Origin of the sequence: Paenibacillus wenxiniae (genome assembly GCF_039822605.1) — a bacterium.
Classification (GTDB): domain Bacteria; phylum Bacillota; class Bacilli; order Paenibacillales; family Paenibacillaceae; genus Saccharibacillus; species Saccharibacillus wenxiniae.
Genome location: NZ_JBCGUH010000001.1, coordinates 637,487 through 652,543 on the forward strand (window position 1 = coordinate 637,487; position 15,057 = coordinate 652,543).

The following is a 15,057-nucleotide window of genomic DNA, read 5'->3' on the forward strand; positions in this document are numbered from 1 at the left end:
CCGGTCCGTTCATAACGAGTGTCAGGCACATCAATTATGCAATTGTTGGTACAAGGTCCTATTTATCATAACATAAACCAGCGAGGTTCGGCAGAGACATCGGTCGCACCCGGCGTTTGCAGCTCTGTCCGCAGCAAATCACGGATAAACTCGGACAGCATATACGAGACGCTGGTGCTTTCACTAAGCGACTCATAGCCGATACGAAACGTAAACATATCAAGCGTTCCTACATTGTATTCACGCTCATCCTCCAGCGGCTCGCCAGCACTCGTCGTTATCGATACAATACGTTCATACGGTGGACGATTCGGATCATACTGGATCGTTAAACCGTCCACACACAGACAACCAAGCACCTTACCACGAAAGCCAAAGCCCATAATGGCGCGGCTGGTAAATTCAGGTAGCAGCGACTGCTCTAACGCCAGACGAATGCTGCGTCCCTTCAGTAACGTCTGACTTGGATTGATCGGCGATGGACAGAGGCGATGAAGTAGCGCTTCACTAATCTCTCCTTTGGGTAGCGGTCCAAGCCATTGTCCAGCATTGACGATCGATAGTTCGGTTCCAGTATAACGACGAACTGCCTGCGCAAGCAGATTACCCAGTGGTGATTCATGCTCATAATCAATCGTCAGCGGTTGTTTCAGAATTGCAACGGTGCGACTCATTCGCTCAGCAGCGCGTTCACGATGGAGAGCAATGGCAGACTCGATCACTGCATCACGCGGCATGTTCTCATCACCTGTCGGAATCAACCCTGCATCCAGTAGCTTCGGTCGCCCGCCATCCGCTGATTTTTGCCAGCACATCTGTCCCATATAATGTCCGAATTTGCCAGCTGCTCCGATGACCGTTTCACCGATCCATAATGGACGTTCCAGCACATGATGGCTATGTCCGCCTAAGATTACATCCAGCTCTGGCAACTCTTCTGCGAGCCGCTGATCGGTAGCCAATCCTAGATGCGAGAGCAGCACTAATAGATCGACCTGACCGCGTAGCTCTTGCACGAGCGGTGCCAGACAGCGTCCAGGCTCGTCCACATCCCAGCCAAGCAATTCGTAAAAATCACCATAAGGCGCTGTTGCACCGACAAGACCAATCCGCCAGCCGCCTTTTTCAATGATTTGATGAGTTTGCATCCATACCGGAGGCTGACCGGTCGCATGTTCCGTCACATTAGAGCATACGATCGGACACAAAATACTAGCATACGTTTGATTCAAAATAGCAGACGTATACGTAAGTCCTTCATTATTACCGATAGTAATCGCATCATATTCGTTCAAGTTTAAAATATCGACATTGGCTGCTCCTTCTGAGCCTTCAGTTTCCGGTGCCATACGATCCATATGATCGCCAATATCAAGCAGAACGACATGTTCACGTCCATAGCGTTTCCGGTAATCCCCTGCAATCGCCGCCAGGATGCCCATATTTTCAAAATGGCTATGAATATCATTCGTATGAAGTAGGGTAATAGTATCATTAGATGTTGTTTGATCTGTGCTCATCGGGCTACTCCTTCCGGTTATTGTATTTCTTTTCACATCACTAACGCGGGAATGTGATAATATAACATGTGATAAATCTATCGTTTGGAGGTCGTTACTTTTATGCAGTATACCATTAAATTGTTCGCCGGGCTTGCCGAACGGATCGGGCAACCGGAGGTCACGCTGAGCATCACTGCTGCTACAGATGGAGACGACGGACAGTGCACAGTGGCGGATCTCAAAGCTACGCTCGCAGCGCAATACCCGGATGCAGCTCAGGCGATTGCACAATCGTTCGCCGCTGTTAATCAACAATATGCTTCTGTCGATATTAATATTAACCCAGAAGATGAGATTGCTCTTATTCCTCCGGTATCCGGTGGCTCTGGAGCAGATGAAACAGGTACGCAGACCGAGGACGGACTCTTTGTCATTACTACGTCACCGCTATCTGCCGAAGAAGTTATTGCTAAAGTTAGCGATAACAATCATGGGGCAACGATCGCCTTTATCGGTACAACCCGAGAAATGACCGGAGATATGCAAACGACCTATCTGGAATATGAAGCGTATGTGCCGATGGCATTGTCAGAGCTGCAAAAGATCGGGCAACGCATAGCTGAACAATGGCCAGGAAGTCGCTGCGCCATCAGCCATCGTATCGGTGCTGTTGGCATTGCCGAAACGAGCGTCATCATTGCCGTCTCCTCTGCTCATCGCAATGATGCGTATGAAGCGAGTCGTTTTGCCATTGAGCGGTTAAAAGAAACTGTTCCGATCTGGAAAAAAGAAATGTGGGCGGACGGATCAGAGTGGAAAGGTGTACAGACCGGTCCCTGGAATCCGGTAGCACCCAAGTCTTAATAGGATGACTATCTTTTGATTGTGATCGATTTTTTTTCTTGATATGATAAACGTATTATTCATTTACGGAGGTGCCCCGCATTGAGAGTACATGTGACCGATTTAAAGCCGGGAGATACATTATCAAGCGACACATTTAACTCATTCGGCATTCACATTATGCAAAAGGGCCATACTCTCCATTCCAGTGACATCAGTAAATTGCTTCAGCTTGGTGTGGACTATGTGACCATCGAAAATGCACCTGTAGTTGCTACTGTCACTGTCACTCCTCATACGCTTGAGCAGGCTAAGGTTCAATTTGATACTGCTCTGGAGGGGTTTGAGACTCTTTTTCTGAGTGCAGCAGCACGCGGAGAATTTGATGGAAGCCAGGTTGATGATATGCTGGAGCCGCTCATGGAAGAGCTTCATACCCAAAAAGATGTTGTTTCCGTGCTATTCGTGCTTAACGATACGAACAATTATACGTATACCCATTCCCTACAGGTTGGTATGCTATCTTACTATCTAGCAGTATGGCTAGGCTATACAGAACAGGAAGCGTATTTGGCTGGACGAGCAGGCTATCTGCATGATGTGGGCAAAGCACAGGTGCCATCCGATATTTTGAATAAGCCTGGCAAACTGACAGCCGATGAATTTGAATGGATGAAAAAACATACGATTTTCGGACATGATCTGATTATGAAATCGACCGGAGACGAATTAAGCGCACTCGTTGCTTTACAGCATCATGAACGTGCTGATGGTAAAGGGTACCCCAATCAACTCAAACTGGATGATATTCATCCGTACTCACGTATTGTGGCTGTTGCGGATATTTATAGCGCCATGACGACTAATCGTGTGTATCAATCGAAGCAAGAACTACTTAAAGTATTAAAGGAACTACACCGTATGAGTTTTGGACAACTGCATCCTGAATCAACACAGACGTTCATCCGCCATATGTTACCGAATATGATTGGCAAACATGTAAAACTGAACTCCGGGGAAACCGGGAAAATTATTATGACCAATCCGTCCGATTATTTCCGTCCGTTGATCGAGACCAACCAGGGCTTTAAAGACCTAGCCATAGAGACGGAATTGGAGATTGAAGATATTTTCCTGTAAGCTCGCTAAGCGATCAGAACACTTCCACTTTATCGGTTGTATGTGCATCGATCAACGATGCTGCATACGTGCCAATAAACGATGCTGAATGACATCATTATAGGAGAACAGAAGTAGCCATATGCTGAAGGGTCTAATTGTATAAAGGATACACATTAGCTTGTACCAACAACAGAACACCCGCTCTCCTTTTATAGGACAGCGGGTGTTTTCATTTTACAGCCTCATAAGTCAAAAAATCATGTATAAGCATGATCGAGCAAAGGCTCACACAGATAGGTACAACTCTTCTTTATACGAGCGCATCAATTGTATCGTACAATCGTGCTACTTCAAGGAGATGCGATACTCCTGACGTAAATAATTATGAATATGCACAAAATCCTCTTTTGTCAAATCGCGCAGCTTTTTCTCTTTGCCCTCTCGCCCGAGAATAATCCCGATCGTCTGTGCTGCCAGCGCCGTTGTTGGTGTAATGCGTGCGCTACCATAAGCCTTAATCGAAGCACCGATATTTTTACCAGCGACAAGCACATTATCATAGTCTTTCAACTCAAAGGAACGCAGTGGAATGCCGTATGCGTCAGGCTTACCATAGCCTTTGCCAGTCGGTACTTCACGTGTACCCTGCACATCCAGTGGATAACCACCGATGCTCACATTGTCCCAGAACATTTTGCTGCTCATCAAGTCGTCTGCTTGCAGTACATAATCTGTTTCATAACGATTGTAATCGCGAATGTATAAATAATCAGGGAAGCCATTCAGCTCCGCATGCTTGTAGCCAGGAATATGTTCACGCAAAAATTCCAGCACATGCGGTGCTTCCGCCTTCCCTTTAGCAATCGCCTTACGAACCGATTCAGGATTGGATGGGTCTACATCATAGATTAGAAGCGCATTGATGATAACCTCACCATCCTTTTGATACGTTGAATTGATGCCGCGTAGCTTGAGCTGCGGATCGGCAATATGAAAGTTATCCGTAATTTTATTAAAACCGGTGCCAAAGTCATAATCAACATACGTATTGGTGCCGTACTTGGCTTCGAGACGGGTTAAGGGATAATCGAGCAATGTCGCACTGTGTAAAGCGAGCCAGTCCACATGCTTAAAGCGAAGCATGTACGTAGCCGCCATGTATTCAGGCTTGCTGGCGTTGCCGCTAAAGATCGATTCGACGCCGGGAATTCTTTGGGCATCGAGCTTTGATGTTAAAGCTGCATAATCGGTATTTTCTACAAAATAACGTGCTGCTACCGTATGCGTTGTTCCATCTTGCTCAGTGTAGGTTATGCTATCGATCTTGTGCATACTGCCCTGCTCATCCTGCTGGATATGCGTAAGCTTGATGCCACTTTTCAATGGAATGCCTTCCACCAGTCCGTTATAGTATCGAACGAAATCTTGTTCCTTGCGGATTTCGCCGCCATTGTAGGCGTTATATAACTTTTTCATTTCACCCTGAACGAGGCTAATCTTCTTGTTATTATTCGGCTCGTCCAGCACCAGCATCTGCCCCTGAAGCAGTTGACCGCCTGGCTTCTCACGTGGATCAATGATGAGTACCTTCTGTCCTTCATCATGTGCAGCTTTTGCCATCAATACGCCTTCAATCTCACTGCCGATCAGAACGAGATCATAATGTTCATCAATGACCGGAGCAGGCTTCGTTGCAGCCGTTTCATCGGCTATAGCACTGCCTTTGTTGCTGGCTGTACCAGCCGCTTGTTCGTTCACTGCACGGGACGGAGCAGCGGTTATGCTCATATAGCCGATATAACTGCCTGCCAGTACAACGACAAGCAACACTGCCCATAATGCAATTATGTATCGTCGCTTCTTTTTTGGACTTGAGTTCTGTTTTCGGTTACCTGATCTCAGTCGTTCACTTCTTGTTTTCAATGAATGCCGTACCACCTTGCTACAATAAATTTAGAATGGGGAGAATAAGCAACTTTGCATTTGAATGTATAGCTATATACATGGACGTAGGTGTAGGTATACCTGTATCTGTATCTGTATCTGTATCTGTATCTGTATCTAAACCAGTATACGTCGATCATCAACTGAAACGAGCGGATAATATGCCCTTTATACAGGTTAACGTTGATCGCTTCTACTCGTCAACCGTAAGTGACTTTTCTATTACCAACCGTAAATGACTTCTCCATTCCATCCATGATCGTTCTTTTTTTAAAAGTTGCAAGATAGTTTATAGTACACACTCCGTCTATACATGATCTTAACAAAAAGACTGCCCCTATGCGAGTGTCGAGAACACTTTTACATGGGGGCAGCCATACCAAGCAATGATGTACAACTTCTATTCATTCGCGCGAACGCTATCGTGCAGTCTCCTGTACGAGACAATGAATCATGATCCACCTACATCGCCATTCATGATTATCGCCATTGCTTATCGTGTAGCTAAGCTCAAATCAGACCGGATTGACGCAATAAACGTTCTACCAACGTTGCCACTTCAGCACGTGTGACTGACTTCTGCGGCGCCAGCTGCTTACCGTTTTGTCCATTAAACAATCCAGCATCAATCGTTGCCACGGCTGCACTACGTGCCCATACTGGCACTGTGCCTGCATCGGTAAATGATTGCAGGGTGGACGCTGAGCTGCTGCTATTTTGCTTTTGCAGTCCGGTTAGCTGCATAGCGCGTGACAGCATCACCATCGCTTCAGCACGTGTAATTTGCTGCTGTGGACGGAATGAACCATCCGCAAAGCCCGTAATCAATTGATACTGTGCTGCCGTTGATACCGCACCTTCATACCATGCCGATGAAGCGACATCACGGAATGACGAGCTAGCTTCAACCGGCTTCAATCCAAGACCTTTTGTCAAAATGGAAGCAAATTCAGCGCGTGTGATCGAACGCGACGGCTCAAATTGACCATTGCCTGTGCCTTCAATCACAAAGCGATCAGCCATATGTTGAATGGACGTTGCTGCCCAGTTGCCATTCAAGTCCTGTAACGATGTAGTATGCTTCACCAGCGCATACGTACTGTTCGTCAAACTGGAAATGACCGCATATGTTTGATTATTTGCGTCTGTCATACGAGTAGGAACTTGAATGAGTTCATTCTCGCTCCATACGACACCTGTAATAATTCCACTGCTATCCGTACCGGATTGCAAAGGAATCAGGCGCTCTACATACTGGCTAAAACGATTCACAGCTGTACGATTGCCATTAGTCACTTTGGCGACTTCAAAGCTGACTGGAGGTTGTAGCACGGTGAGATTGTTTTGTGCAGCTATAGTACGAATTGTGGCAATCTCTGCTGCCGTTGCCTTCACAATCGAAATCTCAAACTGTGTATTCGCAAGCTCTGTCGCTGACAAATTCGCTCCAGCTCCAGTTAACGGAAGCTGTGCTGCTGGCAATGTGTACATACCGAGCGGTGTATCGAGCACAAGCTTGGCTTCCTGCTCTTTCATCTCCTGGATCAGCTCACCACTCCATTGACTGAGCAGCATATCAGCATCGCCTATAGTCGTAAACGGAACCGTCACGGTCGCACCTTTACTAGCAGCAGCAAGCACGTTGCGAACGAGTTGCGGATTCACAACAATCGTCTGTACTTTACGCTCTCCTTGCCTGCTTTGCGTTAGCGTTCCTGCTTTTTGCACCTGTCCATTCACCAGTACATCCACACTGATCGGCGCTGTATCTGAACCGGGTGGCATCGGAGGTGTAGGCTGGATTGGCGTAGTCCCACTACTGTTACGATTGCCAGATGAGTTGTCTTTATCCTTATCTTTTACAGTGACAGCAACGGTATTCGAGCGAGGACTGGCTACATCGTTCACATATTGAACGATATAATAGTTGCCTTTGGACGAAATGCCGTTAAAGCGATATTGTCCATCACCGATGCTGGTTGGCTCCAGCGCTAATGGCTGTGTGTCCCCACTGCGGAACAACTTTAATGTCGCCCCAGGATACACATTGCCCACATTCAGCAATTCACGTCCACCTACAGCCGTTGGTGTACGCAAAATCGGATTAACGAAAACGGAGTTCACACTTTCCGTGCCGTACACCGACTGGGTAACATAATAAAATCCAGTACGCGGTACAACATTGTTAAAACGATACGTTCCATTGTCCAGCATCGTGTACGTGGCCGAAGTCACTGTGTTGCTGGCGGCATCGTACAGCTTTAACTGTGCCTGAGATGATACATTACTTACGTCAATGAATTCAACACCTGCCACTACAATCGGCGTGCGCAGAATAGAATTGACGAAGACGGAGTTTAAACTTTCATTACCATTGACCGTCTGAGTGATATAATAATACGCTTGATCTGGCAATACATTTTCCAATGTATAAACCGAACCTGTTACATTCGGAAAAGTCTGGATTACTTTGCCGTCCGAACGATACAGCGTCAACGTAGCTCCCGAAATGTATTGGCTAACCTGAATGGATTCACCCATACCTGCCACAATAGGCGCAGGCGGCACTTGCTTTTGTACCCGTGCGATATTGGAAGCCGGACTCAGCACCCCATTGATCGATAGCACGGCATAATAAGGTGTGCCTGTATCCAGATTATTAAAGCGATACAGTCCATTACCGAGCGATTCTGGCGTTGTAGAAATTGGAGTCCCTCCGTTATATAACGTGATGGTTGCCCCTGCATACGTATTGCTTACTTCTACATAACCGACACCGCCAGCCAGCACAGGCGTAGGCAGCATGCTGTTAATAAACGGCGTATTCAGGCTTTCTCGTCCTCCCAGTGATTGCGTCACATAGTAATAGCCACTGCGAGGCACCACATTGTCAAACCGATACGTGCCATTGCCACGATTCACCGCTGTGACAGCTAGAGGTTGACCGTTAGAAGCATCGTACAAATTCAACGTCGCTCCAGTTGTTACATTCGTCACATCAATATAACCAATGCCTGCGGTAGCTGTTGGAATATGCAAGGTAGGATTGGCAAAGTTAGAGTTAATGCTTTCTTTACTATTGACCGTCTGAGTTACATAATAGCCAATCGTATTGGGTAGTACATTTTCCATCGTGTAGGTCGTACTGGATACCGTCGGATACGTTTGCACCAGTGTACCTGTTGTTGTGTACAACTTGAGTGTAGCGCCTACCACAATCTGACTTACATTCAATGATTCGTTCGCAGCTACGATGATCGGAGCAACGGGCTGATCCAGCGTAACATTGATTGAATTGGAGCTTGCCTGTACACCATTTAACGTCTGCGTAACATAGTAGCCAGATCCAGCCGCAACGTTTAAAAAACGATACGTTCCGTTTCCTTGATTGGTAGAGGAATTGGAGGCGAGTGTACCATCGCTCTTGTACAATGCCAGTGTAGCACCAATATCAGTATCTACATGGGTCACATCGACATATTCTACTCCACCTGTCGCAGTCGGTATGTTCAGCTTTGAAGTTAAAAATGGCGTGTTAGTACTCGTCTGACCGTTATAACTCTGGACTACATAATACAAGCTGCTGTCAGGAACTACGTTCTCAAAACGATAGACGCCGCCACCTTGATTGGACACCGTCGTAGAAACTAGCGATCCATTGGAAACGCGATGTAACTCTAGTGTGGTATTGCCCGATATATTGGTAACATCAATAGAACGAATACCGGCAGTCGCGACCGGTGTGCGGAGGCTTGTATTGAAAAAAGGCGTATTCGTACTTTCTTCACCACCGACTGTTTGCGTCACATAGTACGAATTAGCGTATGGCAACAAACTGACCGTTTTCGTAGCCGTTGTCACATTTGCTTCCTGCCATACCGGACTACCTCCCTCTGCTTTATACACCTTCAATGTAGCTCCAGACACGTAGTTGCTAATCGTAATCGTTTCCGCACCTGTCGTTACAGTAGGTACAGCAGGTGGTGCTGCATACGTTGGATGTACCCATCCGAAAGTAAGCAGGATACAGAGCATGCTCAGACAACAGCGCTCAAACATTTTGTTTCTCTGCGAAAATGGTTTCATTATATTCCCCCAGCTTGACAATGTACCGGATCATGATGTTTGTAAGTATAGAAGACGGATCATTCTGAAACCAGTCCTATTCATCATACTACATATTTTGTATAAATAAGGTTATTATTTATAGGTGTCAGTTGTTATAGGCATTGAGGGGAGGAAGTATACGTCAGTTAACGATAGATGATGTATTTGATCATACGATGCGTTCTCTTCCATCTACGGATGTATAGGGTGATCACATGTCTGTTAAGCTCTCCATATATGCCTTCGTATACAAAAAAACCGATGCAGAACATCGGCTTCAGTTTATGGAGCAGCGATTAACAACGGGTAAAGTGATCGATGTGAATACGGCATTAAACACAGCCGATAGCTTTACTCCGCTATTAGCTATTCGGCATAAACGGCATGCACAGTTTCGTAGCACTTTGCATGGTTCATGCTACAGTGCTACAACGTTTTGCTCATTATCCAATCAAACTGTTCCTCATCGCCCATATAGAAAGAATGGACGGCAGTTTGCACAAAGCCCATTTTCTCATAAAAAGCGATCGCCTTGCGATTATGTTCCCATACACCGAGCCATATAGGATTACGTTGCTCTGTCGCGGCAAGATGCAATGCATGCTCTAGCAAATACGTGCCGATCTTCTGTCCTTGATAAGCATGTCGTACATAGATGCGTTCTACTTCCAATGCATCTGCGCCCATCTGCTCCGTCTGCGCAGCTCCAGTATTCACCTTTACATAGCCAGCAAGCTCGCCGTCCACATAAGCGAAAAAGAAGCGCGATTCTGGATGACTTAGCTCTGTGCTTAATTGCTCCAGCCGAAATGCCTTTTCCATATAAGCAGCCATATTTTCTGGCGTATTTTGATTACCAAATGTATGCTGGAATGTCTCGCGACTTATGTCCTGTAAAGCATGCACATGCTCTAATGTGCAGCTTATAAGCTCAATTTTCATCTCTGTGTTCACTCCCGTTACTATTCCTGTTTTATCAAATACAGTAGATTGAGGAACATGGCAAACCTGTACAGCGGTCTATACGACTCACCTCTATACAAGTGGGCATACACATACATACTCGGACTCCTTTAGCCAGTGCAATATATGCGTCACTACAATACATATGCCACTGCAATACATATGCCACCGCAATACACGTGTCACCGCAATACACGTGCCACTGCAATACACGTGCCACCGCCATACATATGCCACTGCAATACATGTGCCACCGCAATACACGTGTCACCGCAATACATGTGCCACCGGAATACACGTGCCACCGCAATACATGTGCCACTGCAATACATGTGCCACCGCAATACATGTGCCACCGCAATACATGTGCCACCGCAATACATGTGCCACTGCAATACACGTGCCACCGCAATACACGTGTCACCGCAATACATGTGCCACCGCAATACATGTGCCACCGCAATACATGTGCCACCGCAATACATGTGCCACCGCAATACATGTGCCACCGCCATACGTAAGCTCACGTAATACATAAGCTACTGGCTATTATGAGCATCAGTAATCACGCTGGTTGCCCTTCTTCACCCATTCCCAATCTTTCTCCACATTGCCACGTACACGCTGTAACAATTGCAGCAATTGTGCTGCTTCTGTATTCGATAGACCTTCCAGTGCTACATGGTTCGAATGATCATTCTCGCGCTTGATCACAGGATACGTAGCCTGCCCCTGTGCTGTCGCAAATAATCGCTTAATTTTCTTATTGTGGGGATCATCTCTTTTTTCAATAAATCCCTGTAACTCCAGCTTCTGAATCGCCCGCGCTGCCGTTGTACGATCTACTTTCAGCAGCTCGGCTACCTTTTCCTGAATGATACCCGGTTGTTCGCATATGCGTACAAGGTACAAATACTGGCCTTTGGTTAAATCGTATTCTTTGAACTCAATATTGCTGATCGAATCAAGCGCTCTGGCAATCGTACCGATTTCACGTAAAATTTCCGTCATATAGAAGATTCTCCTTTTTGTTGCATTTACACTAAAATGGAATATCACTATTGTATTTAAATTATGTTGTATTTGCAACAAAATTTTATTTCTAGCAAGCTGTATCGTTATTATTTTTATAAGAATATACGGATGAGCACGCATACACGGCACCGTTCGTAAACATACATAGTTACGTATGAGTACGTCATCCTATAATTAAGCATGATGACATAGTCATATCGTTAAGTATAAGTACGTACTTATATAATATGTACACGTCTGTGATGAGATCTCTTTATACATGATGTACAACCCCTGATAAAAGAGCGATTGCTCCGTAGTAAACTGTACCCTACAAGATGTCTTTTTTCAAAGTGTCTTTTACAAAGGGGACAGTTTATAGAACAATCGCTCTTTATTTTCCATTAAAAAGATACTACCTCATTATTTTATACTGTCACATATCATTTTGTACGGTTATACCTCGTTCAGCTACCGCCATACAGCGTTGTATTGTCTAACTAATGAGTATGTATTCATACTACATACATGGATACTACTCGCTTTAGCACAATACATATCGATATATTATCAAACAGACTGCCCTTTACGACGTGACCAGATCACGAACGGAATAAGCAGCAACGATACACCACCACCTGCCAGCGATAAAATCGGATAGCTTGCACCTGCCACTACCATGCCGGATAATGCGCCTCCAGCAGCACCGGACAGTGCAATTAGCACATCGACTGAGCCTTGAACTTTTGCCCGTGTCGATGCTTCCGTTGAATCGACGATCAATGCAGTACCGCTGATCAATCCCAGATTCCACCCTAACCCAAGCAAACAAAGTGCCACAATCAGCAGTATCATCGAATCCGCAGGTGCCAGCGCAGCGATCATTCCGGCAAGCAGCAATGTGATGCCAGATGCAATAGCCATTGCCGCTCTTCCCAATCGATCCACCAGCATTCCTGTCACTAGAGAAGGCAAATACATCGCTCCAATATGAAATCCAATCACCAGTCCAATCGCACCCAGATCATGACCGTGGTGGCGCATATGTACAGGCGTCATCGTCATAATCGCTACCATCACGACCTGTGTAAGTACCATAACTACTGCTCCTGCGATAATTCCTTTTTTATCACCAGACTGCTCAGATACAGATTGCGCCGAATCCACGTTTGTTACTGCTTGTTGAAGCATTCTCAATCGTTCTGCTACAACAAGTGGATCAGGACGCAGCAACACGAACAATACGATGCCTGCCATGAAATAAGCTACCGCTGCCAGCATAAATGGACCCGTCAGCGCCGGCATATGGAAGAAGAGCGCAACATTGCCCATAACATTAACCAGATTCGGCCCTGCGACTGCACCGAATGTTGTGAATACCATTGCCGTGCTAACCGCTGTAGCACGTTGCTTACTACTCGCTAGATCGGTTCCTGCATAACGAGCCTGCAAATTGGTTGCTGTTCCCGATCCATACAATAGCAGTGCGGCAAATAATAACCACACATTGCTCCATACAGCTGCCAGAATAACTCCAACTGCTCCCAACCCACCAAGCAAGAACCCTACTGTGAGTCCGATCCGGCGACCATATCGTTGCGAAAATCTACCTACTAATAATGCTGCTCCTGCTGATCCAAGTGTTAACAATGCCGAAGGAACACCGGCATAAGCATCTGTACCTAGCATTTGCTGCGCCAGCAATGCCCCAACTGTTACACCTGCCGCCAGACCCGCGCCGCCAAAAATCTGCGAAATGCTTACTATGGTCAATGTACGTTTATACAAAGCTTTTTGCTCGGCTGGTGAATGACGATAACGTTCCAGCCATGCAGAAGACACCTCTGATAAATCATTATGTTTTGTATGCTGCATACTTTCCTTAACCCACTTTCACGAAGAATCCAGTATCAAACTTTCATCCAGAATGGGATTATCATAGCATGGTTAGAAAAAGCCATACAATACGATAATTGTATGGCATACAATTTATTAAATAGACAATGATTCTGTTTCCTGTCTGTTTTTGATCCAATTGCTCCTATAAAACAGGTATCGTTCCATCCTTGATTTCATCTAACAATCGTTTTAAAATAACAAGCCCCTGCTCCAGTTGCTCCAACGTCTCAGGTGCACATACAGCGAGACGAACTGCTCGCTCCGGTGTGCTATTGCCTACTACGAACCGTTCTGCCGCATAGATCTGCACCCCTTGTGCGGCAGCAAAACGTTCAAAATCCGCTCCGGTAATTCCTTCCGGTAACAATAACCAGCGAAAAATGCCCGTGGGCGCTCCAGCACAATGATAATCAGCTAGATAACGGTCTACCACTTCATTACGCAATATCGTCTGTTGCCGATGTCCATCAATTAATGTCTCAAGCTGGTGCGAAACGACAATACGGGCAGCCAACTCTGCCAGCAGCGGCGATACGGTCACATTCAAGTTGTACAATGCTTTGGATAAAGCTTCGCGAAACCGTGTCGGCACCGACACATAAGCAAGTCGCAGTCCGGGAGCCAGTGCTTTGGACAGTCCAGCGATATGAATGACCTGCTCAGGAGCAAAAGAAGCGAGTGCAGGCAACGGATGTGTATCTAGCAAATGATACGACGCGTCCTCAATCACAAACAAATGATGTTGTATCGCGATATCAGCAATATGACGGCGAAGCGCAATCGGCATAAATGAAGCTGTCGGATTATGATAATCCGGAATGACATAAATGCCGTTAATATTTTCATTTTTGCATGCATATTCTAGTGCCTCCGGACTCATCACACCATCTTCTGACCGGATCGGCACTGTCTGTATACTTAGCAGTGAAGCAACAGTCTTCACGCCTGGATACGTATGCTGATCTACACCGATGCGATCACCTGGTTTGCATAATGCAGCTAATGTGGCGGCAATCGCATTTTGTGCACCATTGGCGAATACAATATGCTCTACCGTCGTTTCAAAGCCTCCACGCCGCATAAGCTGCACCGCCGCATCCTTTTGCCACAATGTCTCACCTGAACGACCGTATCCAAACCAGCGCGCATAATCGCTGTCATGTAGCATACTTTTCAATTGCTGCATAAGCGGTTCATAGGAAGCGTGATCTGGTAAAGTCGCACCCATTTCGATCACATGCCGTGGCTTTTGATCATCTAGTAAATAGGCATTCGATAACGCATCATATGATACAAATGTACCGCTCCCTACAGCCGCACTGAGCAGTCCTTTCAATTCACAGACTTTGAACGCTTTGGAAATCGTACTAAGATTCAAATCCAAATAATCAGCAAGCTCGCGCTGCGGCGGTAATTTAGTACCCGGCAACAGTTGGCCGTTCATAATGTCCTGTTCCAACTGTGTCGCCAGCGCTTTGTAGATCGGCTTGCTTGCTCGGTCGATCCTTGGTTTCCAGCTCATAGGGTAATTATCAAATGAATTAATAGGCATCGTATATATCCTTTTCATTAGTGATGATCAAGCTTAACTGTATTAGAATTACATACTTCATTCATATAAGCACAGTTACTTTATATAAAAAAGACTCCTGCTTTATATAAA

9 protein-coding genes are annotated in these 15,057 nt (G+C 45.9%); 2 read left to right on the top strand and 7 right to left on the bottom strand.

Annotated features, from left to right (window positions below):
* Positions 1-65: 65 nt before the first annotated feature.
* Positions 66-1,520 carry a bifunctional metallophosphatase/5'-nucleotidase gene (locus AAHF22_RS02665; protein ID WP_347323414.1) on the bottom strand — a complete coding sequence of 485 codons (1,455 nt, stop codon included), beginning with the start codon at positions 1,518-1,520 and terminating at the stop codon, positions 66-68.
* A gap of 102 nt (positions 1,521-1,622) precedes the next feature.
* Here AAHF22_RS02665 and AAHF22_RS02670 point away from each other — a divergent pair, with 102 nt between their 5' ends.
* Both AAHF22_RS02670 and AAHF22_RS02675 read left to right on the top strand, forming a co-directional pair.
* On the top strand, positions 1,623-2,366 hold the full coding sequence (locus AAHF22_RS02670) for a molybdenum cofactor biosynthesis protein (protein ID WP_347323415.1): 744 nt from the start codon (positions 1,623-1,625) through the stop codon (positions 2,364-2,366).
* Positions 2,367-2,447: 81 nt separating this feature from the next.
* Positions 2,448-3,485, top strand: a complete 1,038-nt coding sequence (locus AAHF22_RS02675; RefSeq protein WP_347323416.1) for an HD-GYP domain-containing protein — start codon at positions 2,448-2,450, stop codon at positions 3,483-3,485.
* 327 nt (positions 3,486-3,812) lie between these two features.
* On the opposite strand, the gene AAHF22_RS02680 is transcribed toward AAHF22_RS02675, so the two are convergent.
* The 6 genes from AAHF22_RS02680 to AAHF22_RS02705 all read right to left on the bottom strand — a co-directional run bounded on the left by AAHF22_RS02680 (position 3,813) and on the right by AAHF22_RS02705 (position 14,946).
* Positions 3,813-5,390, bottom strand: a complete 1,578-nt coding sequence (locus AAHF22_RS02680; RefSeq protein ID WP_347323417.1) for an FAD-dependent oxidoreductase — start codon at positions 5,388-5,390, stop codon at positions 3,813-3,815.
* A 531-nt stretch (positions 5,391-5,921) separates the two neighbouring features.
* A complete protein-coding gene (locus tag AAHF22_RS02685) occupies positions 5,922-9,497 on the bottom strand; it encodes an S-layer homology domain-containing protein (protein ID WP_347323418.1) in 3,576 nt (1,191 codons plus the stop codon).
* 447 nt (positions 9,498-9,944) lie between these two features.
* A complete protein-coding gene (gene paiA / locus AAHF22_RS02690; protein ID WP_347323419.1) occupies positions 9,945-10,460 on the bottom strand; it encodes a spermidine/spermine N(1)-acetyltransferase in 516 nt (171 codons plus the stop codon).
* 579 nt (positions 10,461-11,039) lie between these two features.
* Positions 11,040-11,492: a MarR family winged helix-turn-helix transcriptional regulator gene (locus tag AAHF22_RS02695; protein ID WP_347323420.1), complete on the bottom strand. Its 453-nt coding sequence runs from the start codon at positions 11,490-11,492 to the stop codon at positions 11,040-11,042.
* A 573-nt stretch (positions 11,493-12,065) separates the two neighbouring features.
* Entirely contained in the window at positions 12,066-13,370 is a 1,305-nt protein-coding gene (locus tag AAHF22_RS02700) for an MFS transporter (protein WP_347323421.1), read from the bottom strand.
* A gap of 166 nt (positions 13,371-13,536) precedes the next feature.
* Entirely contained in the window at positions 13,537-14,946 is a 1,410-nt protein-coding gene (locus AAHF22_RS02705) for an aminotransferase-like domain-containing protein (RefSeq protein ID WP_347323422.1), read from the bottom strand.
* Positions 14,947-15,057: the final 111 nt, after the last annotated feature.

Coding starts and splice junctions, on each gene's coding strand:
- AAHF22_RS02705 (WP_347323422.1), bottom strand. CDS start 14,946: ATGCCTATTAATTCATTTGATAATTACCCTATGAGCTGGAAACCAAGG.
- AAHF22_RS02685 (WP_347323418.1), bottom strand. CDS start 9,497: ATGAAACCATTTTCGCAGAGAAACAAAATGTTTGAGCGCTGTTGTCTG.
- AAHF22_RS02700 (WP_347323421.1), bottom strand. CDS start 13,370: ATGCAGCATACAAAACATAATGATTTATCAGAGGTGTCTTCTGCATGG.
- AAHF22_RS02695 (WP_347323420.1), bottom strand. CDS start 11,492: ATGACGGAAATTTTACGTGAAATCGGTACGATTGCCAGAGCGCTTGAT.
- paiA (WP_347323419.1), bottom strand. CDS start 10,460: ATGAAAATTGAGCTTATAAGCTGCACATTAGAGCATGTGCATGCTTTA.
- AAHF22_RS02665 (WP_347323414.1), bottom strand. CDS start 1,520: ATGAGCACAGATCAAACAACATCTAATGATACTATTACCCTACTTCAT.
- AAHF22_RS02670 (WP_347323415.1), top strand. CDS start 1,623: ATGCAGTATACCATTAAATTGTTCGCCGGGCTTGCCGAACGGATCGGG.